Source organism: Mycobacterium sp. 5-140-3-2, from assembly GCF_035666375.1.
GTDB lineage: Bacteria > Actinomycetota > Actinomycetes > Mycobacteriales > Mycobacteriaceae > Mycobacterium > Mycobacterium intracellulare.
This window is the reverse complement of the sequence record NZ_CP142025.1, coordinates 4,434,613-4,457,510: the sequence shown is the minus strand read 5'-3', so window position 1 is coordinate 4,457,510 and position 22,898 is coordinate 4,434,613. Positions and strand designations below refer to the sequence as shown.

The window sequence follows — 22,898 nt, the reverse complement described above, 5'->3', positions numbered from 1 at the left end:
GTCAGACACCCCGTCCCACCGGCAGCGCCGTGCCCGACACCCGGCGCACCATCGTGCGGGCCGCGACGTTCGTGAGCAACGTGATCACCATCAACACCAGGGACACCTCGGCGAGGGTCTTCACGGCGAAGTCGGTGAAGTCCGTCATCGCCGAATCCAGCTGCGACACAACGGTGGCCGCGATGGTGGTCATCGTCGCGTAGATGTTGGCGGGTATCGCGCCCAACACCGCACCCGACACCATGGCGACGGCCATCGTCTCTCCCAACGCGCGGCCGAGCCCGAGCACCACCGCTCCGACGATGCCGCTCGACACCCACGGCAGGGTGACCCGCCGCGCGCACTCCCAGTCGGTCATCCCCAGCGCGACCGCGCCCTCGCGGGGCAGCACCGGCACCTGGCGGATCAGGTCGCGGGTGGTGCTGGCGATGATGGGAATGACCATCACCGCCAGCACCAGCCCGGACACCAACAGGCCCTCCCCGTTACCGGTGTTGCCGCGCAAGTAGCTGAGCACCGGCACGTCGGGCGCGTTGCGGGCGATCACCGGGGCCACGTAGTGGGCGATGAACGGCCCGAATGTCATTGCGCCCCAAAGGCCGACGATGACGCTGGGGATGCCGGCGAGCAATTCGAGCACCATCCCGATGGCCGACGCGAGACGCTTCGGCAACCGCTCCACGATCACCAGCGCCGCCCCGATCGACACCGGCACCGCGATGACCAGGGCGATCGCCGAGGTCGCCAGGGTGCCCACGATCAGCGGCAGCGCCCCATAGTAGGCGCCGACGGGATGCCGGACGCCGCGGGTGACGACGGCGTCCCCGTAGGTGTTGCCGGGGTTCCACTCGGTGGCGGTGAAAAAGTGCAGCCCGTTGACCCTGATCGCGGGCAGCGCCTCGAGAAGCAGGGTCGCGAGCACGAACACGAGCGCGAGCAGCGGAACCACCGCGCCCGCCGCACCCAGGGAACGGATGGCCAGGCCCGGGCGGCGCGCGCCGCGGATCCGCGCCCGCGCGCCGCCCATCGCGATGTCGGTCACCAAACCCCTACTGGCCGCTGATCTTGGCGATCTGGGCGTCCGACAGCTTCGCCACGTCGGCCGGCAGCGGCTGGAAGTGCACCTTGTCCAGGAACGAGGCGTTGTTGCCGTCGCTGATCGCCCAGTGCAGGAAGGCCTGCAGGGTCTGGGCGGTGGCGGCGTCCTTCTGACCGCTGTTGACGATGGCGTACTCGTAGTTGACGATCGGATAGCCGTCCGGCGCCGGGCCGTTGATCAGCGAGATCGCTTGGTTCGCCGGGGTTTTCGAGGCGAATCCGGCGGCCGCGGCCTGAATGCTCTTGGCGTCGGGCAGCAGGTACTTGTCGGAGGCGTTGGCCAGCTGCGCCTCGCCGAGCCCCTTGCCCTGCGCTTGGTCGAGGAAGCTGATGCCGATGTAGGCCACGCAGCCCGGGGTGTCCGCGCAGCCGGTCACCATGCCGCCGTTGCCGTTCTCCCCGAGCGCGCCGGGCACCGTCGGGAAGGCGACGGTGGTGCCGAAGCCGGGCGATTTGCCCCAGCCGTCGGGGTCCTGCTTGGACAGGTACTGGGTGAACAGGAAGGTGTCACCGGAGCCGTCGGAGCGGTGCAGCGGAACCACCGGTGTGGCAGGCAGATTCACGCCGGGGTTCAGCCCGGCGATCTGCGGGTCGTTCCAGGTCTTGACGGAGCCGTTGTACATGCCGGCCAGCACCTTGCCGTTGAGCTTGATGTGTTCGGTGACACCGGGCAGGTTGTAGTTGACCTGCTGCGCGGAAATGGCCAGCGCGATGTTCATCAGTCCCTTGTGCGCGGCCATGTCGCCCTCGGACAGGTAGGCGTCGGAGGCGCCGATCTCGACCGCCCCGGCCGCGGCCTGGGAGATCCCGGTCCCGGAGCCGGTGCCCTGGGTGGTGATCGTGACGTTCGAGTACTTGTCGTGATAGGCGGGGCCCCACAGGTTGAACAGCGGGTACAGCAGCGTGCTGCCCGTCTCCGACAACGTCACCGGCGATGACGCCGGCGTCGTCGCGACCGGGCCGCCGCCGCCCTGACTCGGCGCACCGGTCTGCGAGTTCGAACCACACGCAGCCGCGGCGAAAACCAGGGGCGCGGTCGCGGCCATCGCCAGCAACCTACTCATACGAACTTTCACGGCCTTCTTCCTTTCTCTTTCCTTTAGGTCCCTTGCGTCCCTTTGCTTTTCTGCGCTCATCCGCCGATCTTGGCGATCTGGGCGTCCGACAGCGTCACCACCTCGGCCGGCAGCGGCTGGAAGTGAACCTTGTCCAGAAACGACGGGCCGTTGCCCTCGGTGATCGCCCAGTGCAGGAACGCCTGCAGCGTCTGGGCGGTGGCGTCGTCGCGCTGGTCCGCGTTGACGATCGCGTACTCGTAGTTGACGATCGGGTACCCATCCGTGGCCGGGCCGTTGATCAGCGAAATCGCCTGGTTCGCCGGGGTTTTCGAGGCGACGCCGGCGGCCGCGGCCTGAATGCTTTTGGCGTTGGGCAGTAGGTATTTGCCGGAGGCGTTGCCCAGCTTGGCCTCGCCGAGGCCGTGCTGGTCGGCCTCGTCGAGCGAGCCGATGCTGGTGTAGGCCACACACCCCGGGTTCGCGGCGCAGCCGGTCACCATGGCGCCGTCGCCGTTCTCGCCCAGCGCTTCGCCCACGGCCGGGAAGGAGACGGTGGTGCCGAACCCGGGCGAGCGGCCCCAGCCGTCGGGGTCCTGCTTGGACAGGTACTGGGTGAACTGAAACGTGCTGCCGGACCCGTCGGAGCGGTGCAGCGGCACCACCGGGATCGCGGGGAGCTGCAGGCCGGGGTTGATGCCGGCGATCTGCGGGTCGTTCCAGGTTTTGATCGTGCCCCGGTACATGCCGGCCAGCACCTTGCCGTTGAGCTTGAGGTGCTGATGCACCCCGGGCAGGTTGTAGTTGACCTGCTGCGCCGAGATGGCGAGCGCGATGTTCATCAGCCCCTTGTGCGCGGCCATGTCGCCCGCGGACAGGTAGGCGTCGGAGGCGCCGATGACGACCGCCCCGGCGGCGGCCTGGGAGATCCCGGCGCCCGAGCCGCTGCCCTGGGTGGTGACGGTGACGTTCGGGTGCTTGGCGCGGTAGGCGGCGCCCCACTCGCTGAACAGCGGGTAGAGCAGCGTGCTGCCGGTCTCGGAGAGCTCGATCGTGGACGTCGCCGGGGCGGTGGCGACGCTGCCGGCGGCCGGCCCGGTGCTCGGCGCCCCCCGCGTCGCGTGCGCACCGCAAGCCGCGATCCCGAGGACCGGCGGCGCGATGGCCACCAGACCCAGCAGCGTACCCAGACGACTCTTCACGTCCCCGCTTCCTCTTCCCGGCGAGACCCTTTCCCGCTATTGGCTTTCCGCGACACCGGCCGTCTGCGAGGACCCCCGATCCGAGCCCTGTGCCGGCCGGAAAGGCGCGAAGTAGCGGACGGTCTCCTCGTGCTGCGGCGACAGGAACAACTGCTTGGTCGGCCCCTCCTCGACCAGCCTGCCCTCGAAAAAGAAGGCGGTCCGGTCGCCGGTGCGGGCGGCCTGCGCGAGATCGTGGGTGACCATGATCACGGTCAGCCGGTCGGCGAGGGAGCGGATGAGTCCCTCGATCTTCTCGGTGGTGGTCGGGTCCAGCGACGAGGTGGGCTCGTCGAGCAACAGCACGTCCGGGTTGACCGCGAGCGCGCGGGCCAGGCACAACAACTGCTGCTGGCCACCGGAGAGCCGGAACGGCGAATCCCCGAGGCGATCCTTGACCGCGTCCCAGAGGCCGACCTCGGTGAGCCGGGCCTCGGCGACAGTTTTGAATTGCTTGCGCGGCGCCATTTTGTGCGCGCGCACGCCGGCCACCACGTTGTCCATGATCGACATCGGGAACGGGTTGGGACGCTGGAACAGCATGCCCACGCTGCGGCGAAACTCCATCAGGTCGCGGTCGGCGAAGATGGTGCGCCCGCCCAACAGGACGTCACCGCTGTGCCGGAATCCGGAGACCTTGTCGTTCATCCGGTTCAGGGTGCGCAGGAAGGTGGTCTTGCCCGAGCCGGTCGGCCCCAGCAGGGTGGTGACGGAACGGGCGGGGAAGTCGAGGCTGACCTGCTCGAGGACCGTTTTGGGGCCGAACCCCAAAGTGAGGTCGACGGCCCGCATGAGCTGGCCACCATCGGCGACAGGAGCCGCAACTGCGGCCGGTAACTGTTGTTCGCGACGCATTGACAACCGATGCTACGTGTTTGCGTCCGGCACGCGGTCACCGGCCATTAACCTCTTATTCTTTGTCAAGGGTTTGTATATTCGCGATTGGTTAACTTTTGTTGACGATCGAAGGAGTTTCGTGAGGTTCGCTCGATCTGGTGTCGCCCTGAGCGTGGTGGCCGCCGTCGCCCTGGCGCTGGCGGGATGCGGCGACAACAACTCGTCGTCGGGATCGAGCGGCAAGCAGGCGTCGGTGGACTGCGGCGGTAAGAAGGTCCTCAAAGACAGCGGCTCGACCGCGCAGCAAAACGCCATCGAGCAGTTCGTCTACGCCTACGTTCGGGCCTGCCCGGGTTACACGCTCGATTACGACGCCAACGGCTCCGGCGCCGGCGTGACCGAATTCCTGAACAACCAAACGGATCTCGCCGGTTCCGATGTCCCGCTGGACCCGTCCACCGGTCAAAATGACCGGGCGGCGCAGCGGTGCGGTTCGCAGGCCTGGGATCTGCCCACGGTGTTCGGACCGATCGCGGTCACCTATCACCTGACCGGGGTGAGCGGGCTGAAACTGGACGGGCCCACCGTGGCGAAGATCTTCAACGGAACCATCACCAAGTGGGACGATCCGGCGCTGAAGGCGATCAACTCGGGCCTCAACCTTCCGTCGACGCCCATCACGGTCATCTTCCGCAGCGACAAATCCGGCACCACCGCCAACTTCCAGAAGTACCTCGACGGCGCGTCGGACGGCGCCTGGGGCAAGGGCGACAGCGAGGTGTTCAACGGCGGCGTCGGGCAGGGCGCCAGCGGGAACAACGGCACGTCCGCGCTGCTGCAGAACACCGAGGGGTCGATCACCTACAACGAGTGGTCGTTCGCGGTGGGCAAGCAGCTGAACATGGCGTCGATCATCACGTCGGCGGGCCCGGACGCGGTGCCGATCACCAAGGACACCGTCGAGAAGACGATCGCTGGGGCGACCTTCAAGGGGCAGGGCAACGACCTGGTGCTGGACACCTCGTCGTTCTACAAGCCGACACAGTCCGGCGCGTACCCGATCGTGCTGGCGACCTATGAAATCGTCTGTTCGAAGTACCCGGACGCGGCGACGGGCAAGGCGGTGAAGGCGTTCATGCAGGCCGCGATCGGGCCGGGCCAGGAGGGGCTGGACCAGTACGGTTCCATCCCGCTGCCCAGCTCGTTCACGGCGAAGCTGTCGGGTGCGGTCAATGCGATTTCGTGACATGGAGACTCGACGGTGAGCGATAGCGGACCGGCCTCGCGGGCCGGGTCCTGGTTCGGGCCCTATCGGCTGGTGCGCCTGCTGCGCCAGGGCGGCATGGGCGAGGTGTACGAGGCCGAGGACACCCGCAAGCACCGCATGGTGGCCCTGAAACTGATCTCACAACAGTTCTCCGGCAACTCGGAGTTCCGTGCGCGCCTGCAGCGCGAGGCCGATATCGCCGGACGGCTGACCGAACCGCATGTGGTGCCGATCCACGACTACGGCGAGATCGACGGGCGTTTCTATGTGGACATGCGCCTCGTCGACGGCGTCGATCTGGGCACGCTGTTGCGCCGGGACGGGCCGCTGGCCGCGCCGCGGGCGATCGCGATCATCAGCCAGGTCGCGGCCGCCCTGGACGCGGCGCACGCCATCGGGGTGACGCACCGCGACGTCACACCGGGCAACATCCTGATCACCGGCAGCGACTTCGCGTACCTGGCGGATTTCGGAATCGCCCGGGCCGCAACCGATCCGGGGTTGACCCAGTTCGGGACCGCGATCGGCACGTATTACTACATGGCGCCGGAACGCTTCACCGACGACACCGTCACCCACAGCGCCGACATCTATTCGCTCGCATGCGTTTTGAGTGAGTGCCTGACCGGCTCGCCGCCGTATCGGGCCGACACGATCGAACGGCTGGTCGCCGCGCACCTGACGAAGGCACCCCCGTCGCCCAGCCAACTGCGCCCCGGGGCGTTTCCGCCCGCCCTGGATCAGGTGATCGCCAAGGGCATGGCCAAACGTCCCGAGGAGCGCTATCGCACCGCGGGCGAATTCGCCGCCGCCGCGCATGACGCGCTGACCACGTCCGAGCAGCGCAAGGCGACCACAATCCTGCGCGAAGGGGAGGACGCGGTCCAGCGTGCGGAGGCGTCGGCCCAGCGCCCGGAGCGCGAGCCGCAGTCCTGGCCCGCCGCCGAGACCATGGCCGGTCCGGTGGCCCCGAGGCCCGGCGGCACCGGCTGGTCCGAGCGCTCCGGCCATCACCCCTCGCTGATCCGTCCCGCCCCAACGACGTTCGGCCACACCTACGGGTCCGGGCCGGACTTCAGGAGTCCCGCCGTGCCGATCGACAGCAAGCGAAAGCAGTGGATCATCGTCGGCGCCATCGCGCTCGTCGCCCTCGTCGCGTTCATCGTGGCGGTCGCCGGTTACCTGTCCACGCGGTCCTCGGGGCCGGCACAGGAGGCGTCCGGTCAAAGTGTGTTGCCCTTCAACGGGATTGACTTCCGCCTGTCCCCGGGCGGGGTGGCGCTGGACAGCGCCGGCGACGTCTACGTCACCAGCGAGGGCATGTACGGGCGCGTGGTGAAGCTGACGGCCGGTTCGAACGCCACGACGGTGCTGCCGTTCCACGGGCTCTACCAGCCGCAGGGTCTGGCCGTCGACGGCGCCGGCACGGTGTACGTCGCCGATTTCAACAACCGGGTGGTCAGCCTGGCCGCGGGCTCCAACGACCAGAAGGTGCTGCCGTTTTCCGGTCTGAGCTACCCCGAGGGCGTCGCGGTCGACAGCCAGGGCGCGGTGTACGTCGCCGACCGCGGCAACAGCAGGGTGGTGAAGCTGGCGGCGGGATCCAAGACCCAGACCGAGTTGCCGTTCAACGGACTGATGAATCCCGACGGTGTCGCCGTCGACGCCGCGGGCACCGTGTACGTCGCCGACACCGACAACAACAGGATCGTCAAGCTCGACGCCAATTCGAATACCCAGGCGGAGTTGCCATTTCAGAACGTCTCCGTGCCGTGGGGCATCGCGGTGGACAACAGCGGCACCGTCTACGTCACCGAACACGACAAGAGCGACGTGCTGAAGTTCCCGGCGGGCTCGAACACGCCGACCGTCCTGCCGTTCGACGGGCTCAACACGCCCTTGGCGGTGGCGGTCGACAAGGAACGAAGCGTCTATATCGCCGACCGCGGCAACGACCGGGTGGTCAAGCTGACGCCCTGAGGCTCACGACGCGGGTTGCGGTGCGCCCAGATACTCCTCGGTGTGCTGCCCGAGGGCCGGGGGAGGGTCGGTGGCGTCGGCGTCGAAGCTGGAATAGCGTGCCGGGGTGCGGATCACCGTGACCGCGTCCTCACCCTCACCGACCGGCAGGGCGAGCTCGTTCTCCGCGAACAGCGCGGTGCCGACCACCTGCTTCCAGGTATAGGCGTGGCAGGCCATCAGGCCGCCGTCCTGCAGCAGCCGGACCCATTCGTCGGCGGTCTTGGCGGCCAGCGCCTTCTCGAGTTCCTCGGTGAGTTCCGGATAGTTGAGCGCCCGGGCGCGCTGGTCGATGAACCGCTCGTCGTCGCGCATGTCGGGGCGGCCGATGATCTCGCACAGCTTGTCCCAGTGCTTGGGCACGTACGCGCTGATCACCAGGTATCCGTCGGCCGCCTTGAAGGCGTCCGACGGCTGGGTGGCGAACCCGACACCCTTGCGCCGCTTGGGCTTTGGCGTTGAGTCGGACGGCTTGGGTTCCGCGTTGGGCTTGTTCAGGTGGATGGTCAGCTGGCTGGCCTGCAGGCTGACCGCGACGTCGTACATGGCGACCCGCACGACGTCGGCCACGCCGTGGCGCTCGCGGTTGAGCAGCGCGGCCAGCACCGCCTGCGCCAGCACGTGTCCGCTGGCGGCGTCGACGAGCTGGAACGGGATGATCTGGGGTTTGCCGGTGGGCGTGGGCATCCCGGTGGTCATGCCGGACTCGGCGGCGACCATCAGGTCCACGCCGGGCCGGCTGCCCTCCGGGCCGTTGCCGCCGTAGGCCGAGAGGCGCGCGTAGATGAGTTTGGGGTTGCGGGATTGCAGCTCGTCGGGTCCCAGTCCCATGCGTTCCATCACCCCGGGCCGAAACCCTTCCAGCACAACGTCTGCGGTGTCGACCAGCCGCATGATCTGCTGCTTGGCCTCGTCGTCGCGCAGGTCCGCCATCACCGACTTCTTGCCGCGGTTGTGGGGGAGGAACAGGGTGGCCAGCGGCGGGCGGCCGGGCAGCACCGCGGTGATGTGGCGGGCCGCCTCGCCGACGGGCGCCTCGACCTTGATGACCTCGGCCCCCAGGTCGGCCAGCACCTGGCCGGCCATCGGCCCGGCGATGTTCTGGGTGAAGTCGAGCACCCGAAATCCGTCAAGTGGCTTGGGTGGCTTGCTGTTTGGCACTGGTGCCTGCCTTCCTCAACGCGCCGCGCTGCGCACCGCGGTGCAGTAGTAGTTCTGGGCGAAGGGCGCCTCGGGGTCGGTCGATTGCAGCGGGAGCCCGGTGTTGGCCAGCAGCTGATTCAGCGGCGTGCGCACCGGCTGCCAGCCCTTCTGCTGCAGGTAGGTCGCCACGTCGTTGCGCGGCCCGGGGAAGCCCAGGTCGCCCAGCGCGATGTCGAGGCCGCCCTGCCGCCACTTTTCGCTCGCCGCGTTCAGCGCGTCCCCGCTGGTGCCTGTGTTCGCGAACACCTCGGCAACCAACTGGCTGCCGTCGGCGGACAGGTCGGTGATGTTGTCCAGCAACCGATCCTGGGCTTCCGGCGGCAGGAAGCCGATCAGCCCCTCGGCGGCCCAGGCGGCGGGTCGCCCGGCGTCGAAGCCGGCCTGGCGCAGCGCCGACGGCCAGTCGTGGCGCAGGTCGACCGGGACGTTGCGCACCTCGGCGGTCGGCTCGGCGCCGAGGTCGGCGATGGTGGCGGCCTTGAACTCGAGCACCTGCGGCTGGTCGATCTCGAACACCGTGGTGCCCGCGGGCCAGGGCAACCGGTAGGCGCGCGCATCCAGGCCGGAGGCGAGGATGACCACCTGACCGATGCCGGCCGCGCCCGCCTCGGCGAAGAACGCGTCGATGTAGCGGGTGCGGGCGGCCATCATGTCGGTCATGCGCTGCATGCCCCACGCGGCACCGGGCTCGTCGACGTCGGCGGAGTCGAGTTCACCGGCCGCCCACCGGGTCATGAAGTCGACGCCCACCGCGCGGACCAGCGGCTCGGCGAACCGGTCGTCGATCAGGCCGTCCCGGGTGGCCCGGGCCCGTCCCGCGGCCACCATGGTGGCGGTCGCGCCCACGCTGGTCGCCAGGTCCCAGGTGTCGTCGTCGGTGCGCGCCATCGCGGAAATCCCTTCGGGTCTACTGGTTAGCCACAATAACTACCAACGCCGGGCGGCGGCCGGCGGGCCGGGCCCCGCCGTGCCGGCGGCGCGACACAGATCGATCACGGCCGGGTGTTGCGACCCCGGCCCCGCCGCGCGCTCGCTAACCTGGCCCAATGACCACATCGGCCGCCCTGACGCAGGAATGCACCGCCGCGCACGACGCCGGCTGGCGGCGCGGCGCCGCGTGGGCGCGCCGGCTGGCGTGGATCAGCCTGGCCGTGGTGCTCGTCGAGGGCGCCGTCGGGCTGTGGCAGGGGCTCTCGGTCGGCTCCATCGCCCTGACCGGCTGGGCCCTCGGCGGGGCGTCGGAGGCGCTGGCCAGCGCGATGGTGGTGTGGCGGTTCAGCGGCGCGCGCACCTTTTCCCCGAGCGCCGAGCGGCGCGCACAACGCGGCGTCGCGGTGTCGTTCTGGCTCACCGCCCCGTACATCGCCGCCGAATCCATCCGCGAGCTGGTCGGCGAACACCGCGCCGAGACGTCGATGATCGGCATCGCCCTGACCGCCCTGGCCCTGCTGCTCATGCCGGTGCTGGGCCGGGCGAACCACCGCTTGGGCGCGCGGCTGGGCTCGGGCGCCACCGAGGCCGAGGGGATTCAGAACTACCTGTGCGGCGCCCAGGCGGCCGGGGTGCTGATCGGCCTCGCGGCGACGGCGCTGTGGTCGAGCGCCTGGTGGATCGACCCCGCCGTGGGGCTCGCGATCGCCGGTGTCGCCGTGTGGCAGGGCGTGCGCGCCTGGCGCGGCGAGCAGTGCGGCTGCTGAGCCGGGTCAGTTGCCGCTGCCGTTGCGCGGCGCATCCAACCGGTATCTGATCAGCCGGGAGCTGTTGGCCACCACCGCCACCGACGACGCGTTGTGCAGGATCGCGGCCAGCACCGGGGACAGCGCGCCGCCCGCCCCGATGATCAGCCCGGCGGCGTTGACGGCGATGGACATGCCGTAGTTCTCGCGGATGACGTCGACGGCGCGGGCCCCGAGGTCCCGCACGTCGAGCAGGCGATGCAGGTCGTCGTTGGCCAGGGCCACGTCGGCGGTCTCCACGGCGACGTCGGTTCCGGCCAGCCCCATCGCGATGCCGATGTCGGCGGCCGCGAGCGCGGGCGCGTCGTTGATGCCGTCGCCGACCATCCCGACGATGAAGCCCTCGTCCTGCAGCTCGCGCACCGCCGCGAGCTTGTCCTCCGGCATCACCTCGGCGTGCCACTCGTCGATCCCGAGTTCGCGCGCCACCACCTCGGCGATGTCCGGGTGATCCCCGGTGAGCATGACCACCCGGCGAATACCGTTGGCGCGCAGCTTCTTCAGCACGTCGGCGGCCTCCGGCCGCACCTCGTCGCGCAGGCTGATCAAACCCACCAGCGTGCCGTCGACGGCCAGCAGCAGCGGCGTCTCGGCCTGGCGGCGCAGCCTGTCCACCCATTCCGACGCCTTCTTGGACACCCTGACCTTTTCGGAGCGCAGCAGCCCGGGGCTGCCCAGCAGCAGGGTCCGGCCGTCGGCCCAGGTCCGCATGCCCAGCCCGACCAGCACCTCGCACTCCTCGTGCGGCGGGATGGTGATGTGGCGTTCCTCGGTGGAGCGGATCACCGCCTCGGCCAGCGGGTGCCGCGAGTGGATCTCCGAGCTGGCCGCGTAGGCCAGCACCTGTTCGGGCTGCCAGTCCTTGTGCAGCGCAATGATGTTGGTGACCACCGGGCGTCCGACGGTGAGCGTGCCGGTCTTGTCGAACACGATCGCGTCCACCTGGCCGGCCTGCTCGAGGTGCGAACCGCCCTTGATCAGGATGCCGCGGCGCGCGCCGTTGCCGATCGCCGCGCTGATCGCCGTCGGGGTGGCCAAACCCACCGCGCACGGGCAGGCGATCAGCAGCATCGTCATCGCCCGGCGGACGTCACCGGTGATCGCCAGCGTGATGGCCGAGACGATGAACGAGGTGGGAACGAAACGGCGGGAGAAGTTTTCGCCGACGGTCTGAATCGGCGCCCGGTCGTGTTGCGCCTCTTCGACCCGGGCGATGATGCGCCCGATGGTGGTCTGGTTGCCGACCGCGCTGGCCCTCACCACCAGGCGTCCGCGCACCACCACCGAACCTGCGTGCACGTGCGCGCCGGCCACGATGCTGACCGGCAGGTTCTCCCCGGTGATCGCGGACTGGTTGACGACGGCCTCGCCGTCGACCACCTCGCCGTCGACCGGGATCGCGACGTGGTCGTGCACCACGACCTCGTCGCCGATCTGCACGGTGTCGATCGGCACCTGGACCTCGCGCGGGGTGGGGCCGTCGTCGAGCCGCAGCCACGCCGTGTCCTGGTTGCCGCGCAGCAACTCCGAGATGGCCCGACGGGTCCGTCGCAGCGTCAGATCCTGCAGGTACTCACCGATGTTGAGCAGCCATAGCACCGTCAGCGCGACCACGTTCTCCCGCAGCACCAGGCTCGCCACGGTCGCCGCGGAGACCAGCGCGTCGGTCCCGGCCTTGCCGGAGCGCAGCGAGCGCAGCGCGCCGCGCAGGAAGGGGTAGCCGGTGAAGACGGTGACACCGGTGGCGAACAGCCGGCCGCTGGGGCCGAGCAGCGGCGGCCGCGCGAACACGTAGCGGCGCATCCCGAGCAGCGCCAGCGCCGCGCCGCCGATCACCATGCGCAGCACGTCGGCGTTGCGGATCTCGGTGGAGTGCGGCGCGCGCGCCGGGATCAGTTCGGCGGCGACGTGCGCCGCGTCGCCGATGGCCGCCAGCACCGAGGAGCGGTCGCAGCGCCGCGGCGAATACCAGACGACCACCGACCCGGTGCGCGGGTAGGCGTGCACCACGCGCACGCCCTCGCACTTGGCGACGGCCTCCTCGACCGCCACGGCGCGCCGCGAATCGGCGCGCACCCAGGCGACCGCGACCCGCATACGTCCGGCGGCGTCGGAAATCACCTGCAGCGCGGGGTCTTTCGCCCGCACCTCGTCGTCAACGTCGGGGACTAGGGCGAGGTCCATAGCGGCGATCAGTGCTCGTGGTCGTGGGGTTCTGCGATCGACGGCGTGGGCGCCTCCTCGCCGATGCGCTCGCGGGCCTCGGCCATGACGTCGGCGAGGCGCAGGCGCGCCGACTCGGCGGCCTCCTCGGCCCTGCGGGTGCCGCGCAGACCGAGCTCGGCGCCCTTCACCGCGGTCTCGTGCAGCGGCGCCTTGGCCACGGCCTTGCGCACCACCTCGTAGGCCGTCACGCCGACCAGCCCGGTGACGACCGTCCCCGCCGCCTTCGCCAAGAGCCCGTACACCGCCATTGCCGCAACCTTCCTCGTCGTCCGCGTGTTCAGCCCGTGCTCGCTCGACGTTAACATCGAAATATTGCGATATCAATATGAATCGTGCCGGGGCGGGTGGCGCCGCCTCAGAGCACCCGGGTGACCTTTTCGGTCTCGATGCGGCGCGACTGCGCGTCCGGATCGGCGTTGGCCACCTGCACCAGCGAGGCGCCGACGGCCATGATCGCCAGCAGGTTGTCCACCAGCTCGGCGGGTTCGGTCCACGGCTTGCCGGACAGCACGCGGTCGCTCGACGTCAAACCCCTTGCCGCCGCGGATGTTTGACAATCCGCCAGCACGTCGTCGACCGAGCGGCCACCCAGCGCGGGCCCCGGGCGCGGTTCGGGAACGATCTGGTCGCCGTGCACCCGCACCGCGGTGGCGTAGTCGGTCACACCGATCGGCAGGTCGGGTGCCGGGCGGCCGAACGCGTCCAGCGACAGCACCGCGACCTCGCCCCCGGCCACCGCGTCGTCGGCTTCGTCAAGGCGCTCGGTGGTGCAGAGCGCCAGGTCGGCCGGCCCCGCCAGCACCGCCTCGGCGCCGATCCACCACACCCCGAACAGCACCGCGGCCGTCTGCCAGTGCGCGGGCAGCAGGATCGCGACGCGACTGGCCGGCCCGGCCCCCAGTTCGTCGCGCAACAGGTTGCCGGTCTTGGCGGCCCAGTTGGCCAGCGTCACCCCGGACAACTCGATGCGCTCGCCGGTCGCGTCGTCGTAGTAGGTGATCCGCGGGCCGACCGGGTCGGCCCGCAACATCGGATCGAGGATGGCCCCGCTCAGCGTGCTCGGTTGCTGCACGGGTCGTTAGTTTATGCACTCCGGTTTGTCGGAGCCGGCGGTCAGGATCGGCGACGGCGGGGGGACGTTGGGGTTGGTGGCCACCGCGCCGGCGGTGGACACCCGCGCGGGCATGATCGTCTCGGTGCCCGACAGGCCCGAGCCCGGGCCGCTGTAGTCGTTGGCCAGCACCACCCGCACCGCGCCCGGCGCCAGCGAGGCGTCGGCGATCACCGGCAGCCCACCCAATTCCTTGGAGACCTCCTTGGCCCCCATGTCGTCGCTCTTGGCGGCGCGGACCTGGCTGGCCTTGACGTGCCCGCCGTCGTTGTTGCCCACCGTGCCCGTGGCAAAACCCTTGGCGCTCAACACGTCTGACACGGCCGCGGCCAGCCCGTTGATGTCGGTGTCGTTGACGACGCTGGCGGTGGTCTTCGCGGGCGTGTAGGCGATCTCCTCGGTCTTGCCCTCCTCCTGCTCGTGCAGGAGTCCGTTCACCCAGTCGGCCACCTGGTGCGGGTCCACCCGCACCACGCTCTGCATGCCGTCGTCGCTCCAGCCGGCGCCGTCGAGCACCGGGATGGTGGCGAACGCGACGTTGCCGCCGGCCAGCTTCTGCATCTGCTGCACGAAATCCATCACGTCCCACCCGGCCGAGATCACCACCGAACGCTGCACGGCGGCTTCCAGGCGCCGCACCGTGGTGGGGCTGGACAGCGTCTTGCCGGAGATGACCCGGTGGGCCAGCGAGGCCATCACCACCTGCTGGCGCACCACCCGGTCCAGGTCGCCGCGCGGCAGTTCGTGGCGCTGGCGCACGAAGCTGAGGGCTTCGGGGCCGCTGAGCCGTTGCGGGCCCGCCGGGAAGTCGGCACCCGAAAGGGGCTCGAACACCGGCTCTTTGAGGCAGACGTCGACGCCGCCGAGGGCCTCGGTGATCAGCGAGAAGCCGAGCAGGCCGATCTCGGCGTAGTGGTCGACGGTGACGCCGGTCAGGTCGGCGACGGTCTTGATCAGCGCCTCGCGGCCGGCCTCGGTGCCCTGGGCGGCCGCGTCCGCCGCGGCGTCGCCGGCGCGGACCAGGCTGGCGCGCTTGGCCTCCCGGGTCTGGCCGTAGACGCCGTTGATCTTCGTCTTGCCCAGGCCGGGGGCGGCGACGTAGGAGTCGCGCGGGATCGAGATCGCGGTTGCCGACTTCCCGTTGTTGGGGATCCGGATCAGGATGATCGTGTCGGTGTTGGTGGCTTCCTCGTCGCCGGCCCGCAGCGTGTCCAGTTCCTCTTGGGACAGCGGGTTGCCGTGCGCGTCGGTGCGGCTGTCGAGGCCGACCAACAGGATGTCGATCGCGCCGTCGTCGCCGCCCTTGCCCAGCGAGGGCGCCGACATGTGAAAGATGCCGTCTTCGAAGGACCGGACATTGCTCCACGCGATCCCGGTGCCGACGACGACCGCGAGCGTCAGCACGGTGGCAATCACACGAACCACACGTTGCACAGGCATCCCACTACATTACTTGCGACACACGAGCTTCACGGGTAGCCGATCGCGGCGTGGCCCGCGCTACCCCGCGATTTCTTGGGCCCCGCGCTTTTCTGGGCTTCGCCGGGCCATGCCAAACTCGAACCATGTCAGGCAGGATCGTGATCGCCGGCGCCGGTGGGCAGCTGGGCGGCTATTTGAGCTCGCTGGCGGCGGATCAGGGCCGGGAGGTCCTGGCGCATTCGTCGTCGCAGTGGGACATCACCGACCCCGCGGCCGCCGAACGGATCGTGCAGCGCGGTGACGTGGTGATCAACTGCGCGGCCTACACAGACGTCGATGGCGCCGAGACCGACGAGGCGGGCGCCTTCGCGGTCAACGAGGCCGGTCCCGGGCACATCGCGCGGGCCTGCGCGCGGGCCGGCGCCCAGTTGATCCACGTCTCCACCGACTACGTCTTCAACGGCGATTTCGGCGGCGCCGCACCGCGGCCGTACGAGCCCAGCGATCAGACCGCGCCGCAGGGCGTGTACGCCCGCAGCAAGGCCGCGGGGGAGCAGGCCGTCCTGGCCGCGCTGCCCGAGGCGGTCGTCGTCCGCACCGCCTGGGTCTACACCGGCGGCGCCGGCAAGGACTTCGTCGCCGTCATGCGCCGGCTGGCCGCCGGGGACGGCCCGGTGGACGTGGTCGACGACCAGATCGGCTCGCCGACCTACGTCGGCGACCTGGCCGCCGCGCTGCTGCAGATCGTCGACGACCGCGTGCCCGGCCCGATCCTGCACGCCGCCAACGAGGGCGCGGTCTCGCGGTTCGAGCAGGCCCGCGCCGTCTTCGAGGAGTGCGGCGCCGACCCGGCGCGGGTGCGTCCGGTCGGCACCGACCGCTTTCCCCGGCCGGCGCCGCGGCCGGCCTACTCCGCGCTGTCGGGTGGCCAGTCCGCGGCGGCCGGGCTGCGGCCGCTGCGGCCCTGGCGCCCCGCGCTTGTCGCGGCCCTGGCCGCGGCCGATCGACCGTTACCCTCTACGCGTGACTGACGTGCTGCCGGTCGTGACGGTGACCTACTCGCCGGGCCCGCATCTGGAGCGCTTCCTGGCCTCGCTGTCGCTGGCCACGGAGCGGGAGGTGTGCGTGCTGCTGGCCGACAACGGCTCCACCGACGGCACCCCGCAGGCGGCGGTCGATCGCTATCCCAACGTGCGGCTGTTTCACACCGGAGCCAACCTCGGCTACGGCACCGCGGTGAATCGCGCCGTCGCGCAGCTGGACCGCGACGACGAGTGGGTGATCGTGGCCAACCCGGACGTGCAGTGGGGACCGGGCAGCATCGACGCCCTGCTGGACGCCGCGTCGCGCTGGCCGCGCGCCGGTGCGCTGGGCCCGCTGGTCCGCGATCCCGACGGCTCGGTGTATCCGTCGGCGCGGCACCTGCCCAGCCTGATCCGCGGCGGCATGCACGCGGTCGTCGGGCCGTTCTGGAAAACCAACCCGTGGTCGGCGGCGTACCGCCAGGAGCGGCTGGAGCCGAGCGAGCGCCCGGTGGGCTGGCTGTCGGGGTCGTGCCTGCTGGTGCGGCGGTCGGCGTTCGGCCAGATCGGCGGGTTCGACGAGCGCTACTTCATGTATATGGAGGACGTCGACCTCGGCGACCGGCTCGGCAAGGCGGGCTGGCTGTCCGTCTACGTGCCGTCGGCGGAAGTCCTGCACCACAAGGGCCACTCCACGGGCGGGGACCCGGCCAGCCACCTCGCCGCTCATCACAAGAGCACGTATATGTTTCTGGCCGACCGGCATGCCGGTTGGTTGCGCGCGCCGCTGCGCTGGGCGCTGCGCGCCTCGTTGGCGGTACGTTCCCGCCTGATGGTGCGCAGCGCGGTGCGCGCGTCGGGCCGGGCGAAACTGGTAGAAGGGCGACACTGAGGTGGGAACTCCACAAGTCGACGTCGTGATCCTGGTCGGCGGCAAGGGCACCCGGCTGCGGCCGCTGACGCTGTCGGCGCCCAAGCCCATGCTGCCCACGGCCGGACTGCCGTTCCTCACCCATCTGCTGTCGCGGGTCGCCGCGGCGGGCATCGAGCACGTCATCTTGAGCACGTCGTATCGGGCCGGCGTCTTCGAGGCGGAGTTCGGTGACGGCTCGAAGCTGGGCCTGCAGATCGAATACGTCACCGAGGAGAGCCCGCTGGGCACCGGCGGCGGCATCGCCAACGTCGCCGGCCACCTGCGGCACGACACCGCCATGGTGTTCAACGGCGACGTGCTCTCCGGCGCCGATTTGGGCCAGATGCTCGACTTCCACCGCGCCCAGGAATCCGACGTCACCCTGCACCTGGTGCGGGTGGGCGACCCGCGGGCCTTCGGCTGCGTGAGCACCGAGGACGGCCGGGTCACCGCCTTCCTGGAGAAGACGCAGGATCCGCCGACCGACCAGATCAACGCCGGCTGCTACGTGTTCTCGCGCCGCGTGATCGACCGGATCCCGCGCGGCCGTGAGGTTTCGGTGGAGCGCGAGGTGTTCCCCGCGCTGCTGTCCGATCCCGGCGTCAAGGTCTGCGGCTACGTCGACGCCAGCTACTGGCGCGACATGGGCACCCCGGAAGACTTCGTCCGGGGATCGGCGGATCTGGTCCGCGGCATCGCGCCGTCTCCCGCCCTGCACGGCCACCGCGGCGAGCAGCTGGTGCACGACGGCGCGGCGGTGTCGCCGGGCGCGGTGCTGATCGGCGGGACCGTGGTGGGACGCGGCGCCGAGATCGGGCCCGGCGTCCGGCTCGACGGCGCGGTGGTCTTCGACGGCGCCAAGGTCGAGGCGGGCAGCGTCATCGAGCGCTCGATCATCGGGTTCGGCGCGCGCATCGGCCCGCGGGCGCTGATCCGCGACGGGGTGATCGGCGACGGCGCCGACATCGGCGCGCGGTGCGAACTGCTGCGCGGCGCCCGGGTGTGGCCCGGCGTCTCGATTCCCGACGGCGGGATCCGCTACTCGTCCGACGTCTGAAGGCCGTTCCCGACGAGTGCCCGGCTAGCCGGGCGCTCGGCTGCGAATGTGCGGCTAGCCGGGCGCTCGACCGAGCGCCCGCGACACCAGGTACGCCAGCGCGTGATCGGTGCCCTCCGGCAACTCGTCGGCGGGCCACCAGCGCAGGTCCTCCGACTCGTCGCTGATCGCGATCCGCGCGCCGGCCGGCGCGTGCGCCACGAACTGCAAATCCAGATGCCGGGTCGGCACGCCCAGCGAGCACACCACCGGGTGCACGTGCACGGCCGCCAATTCGGGCTCGATCCGCAGCCCGTCGACCCCGGACTCCTCGGTGGCCTCGCGCAACGCCGCGGCGACGATGTCGGCGTCATCGTCGTCGCAATGGCCGCCCAGCTGCACCCACCGGCCCAGGCGGCGGTGCAACGTCAGCAGCACCCGGTCGCCGGCGTCATCGAGCACCAGCGCCGACGCGGTGACATGCCCCGGCACACACTCGCGGCGGCACGCGTCGTCGCGGGCCGCGACGAACGCCAAGACGGCGTGCCGCAACGAATCCTGGCCCGCGTCGGGGGGTTCCCAGCCGGACAGGGTCGCGATCACCGACTCCCGCAGGCTCACCGGGTGCCCCGCCGTTTCCTGCGATCGGCCAGCGATGCCCACGCCCGGCGGCAGTCCGCCACCGCCTCGGCCGGCAGTCCCAGCCCGTCGATCAGCACGCGACGGTCGACGAGGTCGAGCGCCTTGTCGATCTCGCCCGCCTTCAACAGCAGGTCCACATCGACGGCGAGGTCGGGATCGGCGTGTGCCGGCGCGGGGATGGGCAGCTGCTCGGCCTCGCGGGGTTCGAGCTCCAGCACGCCCCCGCCGTAGCTGCGGCCCATGATCTCGGCGAAGGCGAACGTCACGCTGTTGTGGAACACCGCGGCCAGCGCCGCCGGGTCGACGGGGTCCTCACCGGGCAGGCGCACCCGATGCACGGTGTCGGTGCTCACCGCGCCCACGCCGTTGACGGTCAGCCGCGGCGCCCGGTGAATCTGGCGCAGCAGGAACAGATCCGGCGCCCACAGCGACGGCGTCCGCCACCAGGGCGTGCGGATCGAGCACTTGTAGCCGCGGTGCACGCCGGCGGCTTCCCCGGCGCGGATGTGGGCGATCAACGCGGGATCGGCCGGCTCGCGTGGCGCGTTGAGCAGCCAGCCGCGGTGCCCGGCCGCGAGATCGCTTGCCCGGCAATCGGTGTCGTAGACCAGCCCGGACAGCTGGGCGCTGCGCGAGACCAGCGGGACGCAGTGCGGCCGCAAACCCAGCTCCGCCGCCTGGGCGTCGGTCAGGGTGAAAAACGCGTTGCGCCCGGTCACGATGCCGACGTCGACCTCGGCGACGGACCCGAGCGGGAGCAGGGCGCCGGAGCCCTTGAGCGCGCGCAGCAGCCGGATCGCGGCGGGGTCCAGAAAGTACTTGGTCCACTTCTCGTTTTCGTGCAGCAGCGCGGGCGCCCATCCGCCGTCGAGGTCCGCCCGCGCCAGCGCGTCGGGGTCCCGTAGGTGCACGGTCCGGATGCGGGCGGGGCCGGACCCGCCCGTGCCCCTTACGCCGCAGAACAGCACGACCTCTTGCAGGATGCCGTCGAACACCAGGCGCTGGAAGGTCAGCAGCGTGATGTCGCGGAATCGGCTCACCAGAAAGTCGCGCAGCGGCGCGGCGTAGGAGACCTGCAGCAGCTCGGCCGGCAGCACCAGGCCCACCCGCCCGCCGTCGCGCACCAGCAGTGTGGCGGCCACGACGAACGGCACCCACGCGTTGGTCAGCCTGGTCGGGCGCAGCCCCTCGCGGCGCATCAGCTCCAGGGCGGGGTCGCGGTGCTGGGACGCCCAGTTGCCGAACCGGATGTAGGGCGGATTGCCGGCGACCCCGTCCCAGCCGCCGGCGCCGGCTTCGGCGGCGCGGGCAATCCAGGTGAACAGGCTGTCGGTGTCGACGGGCGCGAACCGGCGGGCCTTGGCCGCCTCGCGCGCGATCAGCTCGACGCCGTGGGCCCGGTCGCTGAGCGCGGCCAGCTCGCGCAGGATCGCGCCGTCACCGCAGGAGGGTTCGACGATCTTGGGGCCGGCCTCGCGAACCCAGCTGGCCAAAAAGCGCGCCACCGGTGCCGGGGTGTAGTAGCCGCCGCGGACCTTGTCGGCCGAAACCGCCGCCTTGCCCGCGAAGTTCATGGGCTTAGTATCTCGGAAAAACGACGGCTCACTTGCGGATCAGCAGGTCCCCGGGATCCGCGGCGTCGCGCGGGCCGGCGGGCTCGGCGCCGTAGCCGATGGCGACGGCGCCCAACGGCTCCCAGTCGGCGGGCAGGTCGAGCTCGGCGCGCACCAGGTCGGCGGCGAAGATCGTCGACCCGATCCAGCAGCTGCCCAGCCCGCGCACCGCCAGCGCGACCAGCAGGGCCTGCACGGCCGCCCCGACGGCCACGGTGAACATGGTGTGCTCGGCGTCGGTGCGGGCGGCGTCCGGATAGGAGTGGGCGCCGTCGGGAACCAGGATCGGGATGACGACTTCGGGCGCGTCGTAGAGGATCTGGCCGCGCGCCACCCGGCGCTCGATGGCCTCGGCGGGCCTGCCGTCGCCGGCGAGGTCGCTGCGCCACTTGTCCTTCATGCGGTCCAGCAGCCGGGCCCGGGTGCCCGGGTGCTGCAGCCAGACGAACCGCACCGGGCGGGTGTGGTGGGGGGCTGGCGCGGTGAGGGCCTCGGCGACGGCCGCCTCCACCAGATCGGCCGGGACCGGCTCGGCGCTGAACCGGCGCACCGATCGGCGCAGCAGCTGCGCCTCGCGGCGTCCCATGTCGATCGCCTCGGCCGTGCCGAGCCAGAACAGGTCTTCGGTGCCGGGCCGCAACAAGTCCCGTGCCGTCGAGCCGTCGTCGGTCACGGACAGGCCGCGCACCACCGCCACCGGCATCGCGGTCAGTTTGCCCTTGACCAGGTCGGCGGCCGCGGCGATCTCGTCGGCGATCGCGACCTCGGTGACCAGCAACTCGTTGCCGTGCTGGTCGAGCGCCCCCGAATAGCCGTGCAGCACAGCCAGTCCCGCGGCGCCCACCGCCGCGTCGGTCTGGCCGTTGCGCCAGGCGCGGCCCATGGTGTCGGTGATGACGACGGCGACCTCGACGCCGAGCCGCTCGCGCAGCGCGGCGCGCAGCGTGGCGGCGCTGCCGTCCGGGTCGACGGGCAGCAGGGCCAGCTCGTCGCGCCCGACGTTGGAGCCGTCCACGCCCGCGGCGGCCTGCACCAGCCCGATCCGGCTCTCGGTGATCAAGGTCTTGCCCTTGCGGGCCAGCACCCGAACGGCCTCGTCGTCGACCAGCTTGCGCCGCAGCCGATCGCGCTCCTCCGGGTCGCGGGGCGCCGGCACCAGCCGGCCCTCGCATTTGGACACCGCCTTGCTGGTGACCACCACGACGTCGCCGTCGCGCAGCCACGGCGCGGCCGCGGCGACGGCCGCGCCCAGATCGTCGCCCGGCCGGAATTCGGGCAGCCCGGCGACGGGCAGGATCTCGATCGCGGCGGCGGTGCCGTGCTCGCCGGGGGAGGGGGTCATGGCGCCACCCCCGCCAGCTCCAGCCCGGCGCGGACCATCTCGGCGGTCGCCTCGGGGTCGGTCATCACCAGCGGCACCGAGCGCACCGCGACGCCCTCGATGTCGGCGCCGTCGCCTTCACTCACCAGCCAGCCATCCAGGATGCCGGTGCCCCGACGCGCGCCGTAGTGGCGGCCGACGGCCTCGGCGGTGGACTCGACGCCGATCACCGACAGGCAGGCATCGGCCATGCCGCGCAACGGCTTTCCACCGATGATCGGCGAGTAGCCGACGACCGGGGCCTTGGACGCCCGCAGCGCGCCGCGAACGCCGGGGACCGCCAGGATGGCGCCGACGCTCACCACCGGATTCGACGGGGCCAGCAGGATGACGTCGGCCTCGGCGATGGCCGCTGTGGCTTCGGTTGTGGCCGCTGCCTTTTCGGCGCCGACGAACGCGAAGCTGTGGGTGGGCACCTGGGCGCGGTAGCGCACCCACCATTCCTGGAAGTGGATGGCCCGCCGGCTGCCGTCGTCGGGATCGGTTATCACCACGTGCGTCTCGCAGCGGTCGTCGGTGACGGGCAGCAGCCGCGCGCCCGGTTGCCAGCGGTCGCACAGCGCCGTAGTGATCTGTGACAGCGGGTAGCCGGCGTTGAGCATCTGGGTGCGCACCAGGTGGGTGCCCAGGTCGCGGTCGCCGAGTCCGAACCAGTCCGGCTGCACCCCGTAGCGCGCCAATTCCTCTTTGGCGTGCCAGGTTTCGTCGCGGTGCCCCCACCCTCGCTCCGGGTCGACACCTCCACCTAAGGTGTACATGCAGGTGTCCAAATCGGGGCAGACTCGCAGTCCGTGGATCCAGGCGTCATCGCCAACGTTGACGATCGCCGTCAGCTCGTGACTGCCGGCTTTCGTGTCTGGGCGCCCTTGCGTGTGAAACTGACCCAGCCCGAACAACTGTTGAATCCCCAGCAGGAAGCGGGCGCCGCCAACCCCACCGACCAGGACGGTGACCTTCACTTGAGCCTCACACAGCACGACAGTACTGCCCGACGAGCGTGCGGTGGTGGGCCCGTCGGGCCTGCCTCAAAGTCGGGGCTCCCCACGACTTGTGGGGAAGTTGTGAGCTATGTGATC

General features: G+C 70.8%; 20 protein-coding genes. 6 read left to right on the top strand and 14 right to left on the bottom strand.

Annotated features, from left to right (window positions below):
- Position 1 precedes the first annotated feature (1 nt).
- From pstC to P6281_RS20755, 4 genes are all read right to left on the bottom strand, one after another.
- On the bottom strand, positions 2-1,027 hold the full coding sequence (gene pstC, locus P6281_RS20770) for a phosphate ABC transporter permease subunit PstC (RefSeq protein ID WP_051019803.1): 1,026 nt from the start codon (positions 1,025-1,027) through the stop codon (positions 2-4).
- Positions 1,028-1,049: 22 nt separating this feature from the next.
- Positions 1,050-2,162 (bottom strand): phosphate ABC transporter substrate-binding protein PstS, encoded by a 1,113-nt coding sequence (gene pstS, locus P6281_RS20765; RefSeq protein WP_373306388.1) that lies wholly within the window; start codon positions 2,160-2,162, stop codon positions 1,050-1,052.
- Between the two features lie 68 nt (positions 2,163-2,230).
- Positions 2,231-3,355: a phosphate ABC transporter substrate-binding protein PstS gene (pstS, locus tag P6281_RS20760; protein ID WP_014385689.1), complete on the bottom strand. Its 1,125-nt coding sequence runs from the start codon at positions 3,353-3,355 to the stop codon at positions 2,231-2,233.
- 36 nt (positions 3,356-3,391) lie between these two features.
- Entirely contained in the window at positions 3,392-4,186 is a 795-nt protein-coding gene (locus P6281_RS20755; RefSeq protein ID WP_009953225.1) for an ATP-binding cassette domain-containing protein, read from the bottom strand.
- Between the two features lie 184 nt (positions 4,187-4,370).
- Here P6281_RS20755 and pstS (P6281_RS20750) point away from each other — a divergent pair, with 184 nt between their 5' ends.
- Together pstS (P6281_RS20750) and P6281_RS20745 are read left to right on the top strand one after the other, a co-directional pair.
- Complete coding sequence (gene pstS, locus P6281_RS20750; RefSeq protein WP_041785177.1) at positions 4,371-5,477, top strand: phosphate ABC transporter substrate-binding protein PstS; 1,107 nt, start codon at positions 4,371-4,373, stop codon at positions 5,475-5,477.
- A gap of 15 nt (positions 5,478-5,492) precedes the next feature.
- Positions 5,493-7,478, top strand: a complete 1,986-nt coding sequence (locus P6281_RS20745; protein WP_014385687.1) for a serine/threonine-protein kinase PknD — start codon at positions 5,493-5,495, stop codon at positions 7,476-7,478.
- A 3-nt stretch (positions 7,479-7,481) separates the two neighbouring features.
- On the opposite strand, the gene P6281_RS20740 is transcribed toward P6281_RS20745, so the two are convergent.
- Together P6281_RS20740 and P6281_RS20735 are read right to left on the bottom strand one after the other, a co-directional pair.
- The gene (locus P6281_RS20740; protein ID WP_014942813.1) at positions 7,482-8,678 is read right to left on the bottom strand and encodes a CaiB/BaiF CoA transferase family protein; all 1,197 of its coding nucleotides are present in this window, start codon (positions 8,676-8,678) and stop codon (positions 7,482-7,484) included.
- A gap of 15 nt (positions 8,679-8,693) precedes the next feature.
- Entirely contained in the window at positions 8,694-9,608 is a 915-nt protein-coding gene (locus P6281_RS20735; protein ID WP_014385685.1) for a class I SAM-dependent methyltransferase, read from the bottom strand.
- A 158-nt stretch (positions 9,609-9,766) separates the two neighbouring features.
- Between P6281_RS20735 and P6281_RS20730 the strand changes: the two genes are divergently transcribed.
- The gene (locus P6281_RS20730; protein ID WP_014385684.1) at positions 9,767-10,417 is read left to right on the top strand and encodes a cation transporter; all 651 of its coding nucleotides are present in this window, start codon (positions 9,767-9,769) and stop codon (positions 10,415-10,417) included.
- Between the two features lie 6 nt (positions 10,418-10,423).
- Here the strand turns inward: P6281_RS20730 and ctpC are convergent, their stop codons facing one another.
- From ctpC to P6281_RS20710, 4 genes are all read right to left on the bottom strand, one after another.
- On the bottom strand, positions 10,424-12,640 hold the full coding sequence (gene ctpC, locus P6281_RS20725; protein ID WP_014383193.1) for a manganese-exporting P-type ATPase CtpC: 2,217 nt from the start codon (positions 12,638-12,640) through the stop codon (positions 10,424-10,426).
- Positions 12,641-12,648: 8 nt separating this feature from the next.
- Positions 12,649-12,930: a DUF1490 family protein gene (locus P6281_RS20720; RefSeq protein WP_008259830.1), complete on the bottom strand. Its 282-nt coding sequence runs from the start codon at positions 12,928-12,930 to the stop codon at positions 12,649-12,651.
- A 107-nt stretch (positions 12,931-13,037) separates the two neighbouring features.
- Complete coding sequence (locus P6281_RS20715; RefSeq protein WP_014385683.1) at positions 13,038-13,754, bottom strand: TIGR03089 family protein; 717 nt, start codon at positions 13,752-13,754, stop codon at positions 13,038-13,040.
- A gap of 6 nt (positions 13,755-13,760) precedes the next feature.
- Positions 13,761-15,233, bottom strand: coding sequence for an LCP family protein (locus P6281_RS20710; protein ID WP_036389908.1), 1,473 nt, complete (start codon positions 15,231-15,233; stop codon positions 13,761-13,763).
- 125 nt (positions 15,234-15,358) lie between these two features.
- Here P6281_RS20710 and rfbD point away from each other — a divergent pair, with 125 nt between their 5' ends.
- The 3 genes from rfbD to P6281_RS20695 are packed head-to-tail and all read left to right on the top strand — an operon-like array spanning position 15,359 to position 18,207.
- Positions 15,359-16,246 (top strand): dTDP-4-dehydrorhamnose reductase, encoded by an 888-nt coding sequence (gene rfbD / locus P6281_RS20705; RefSeq protein ID WP_014385682.1) that lies wholly within the window; start codon positions 15,359-15,361, stop codon positions 16,244-16,246.
- Entirely contained in the window at positions 16,239-17,129 is an 891-nt protein-coding gene (locus P6281_RS20700) for a glycosyltransferase family 2 protein (protein WP_008259824.1), read from the top strand. The genes rfbD and P6281_RS20700 overlap by 8 nt, the downstream gene beginning before the upstream one ends.
- A 1-nt stretch (position 17,130) precedes the next feature.
- The gene (locus P6281_RS20695; protein WP_008259820.1) at positions 17,131-18,207 is read left to right on the top strand and encodes a sugar phosphate nucleotidyltransferase; all 1,077 of its coding nucleotides are present in this window, start codon (positions 17,131-17,133) and stop codon (positions 18,205-18,207) included.
- Positions 18,208-18,261: 54 nt separating this feature from the next.
- Here P6281_RS20695 and P6281_RS20690 read toward each other — a convergent pair whose 3' ends face one another.
- From P6281_RS20690 to cofD, 4 genes are read right to left on the bottom strand one after another with little or no spacing between them, the layout of a single operon-like run.
- Entirely contained in the window at positions 18,262-18,807 is a 546-nt protein-coding gene (locus P6281_RS20690) for an NUDIX hydrolase (RefSeq protein WP_014385681.1), read from the bottom strand.
- Positions 18,804-20,402 (bottom strand): class I SAM-dependent methyltransferase, encoded by a 1,599-nt coding sequence (locus P6281_RS20685; protein WP_324738507.1) that lies wholly within the window; start codon positions 20,400-20,402, stop codon positions 18,804-18,806. Before P6281_RS20685 ends, P6281_RS20690 begins: the two co-directional genes overlap by 4 nt.
- Before the next feature lie 28 nt (positions 20,403-20,430).
- Positions 20,431-21,783, bottom strand: coding sequence for a coenzyme F420-0:L-glutamate ligase (locus P6281_RS20680; RefSeq protein ID WP_324738506.1), 1,353 nt, complete (start codon positions 21,781-21,783; stop codon positions 20,431-20,433).
- The gene (gene cofD, locus P6281_RS20675) at positions 21,780-22,781 is read right to left on the bottom strand and encodes a 2-phospho-L-lactate transferase (RefSeq protein ID WP_095580546.1); all 1,002 of its coding nucleotides are present in this window, start codon (positions 22,779-22,781) and stop codon (positions 21,780-21,782) included. The genes P6281_RS20680 and cofD overlap by 4 nt, the downstream gene beginning before the upstream one ends.
- Positions 22,782-22,898 lie beyond the last annotated feature (117 nt).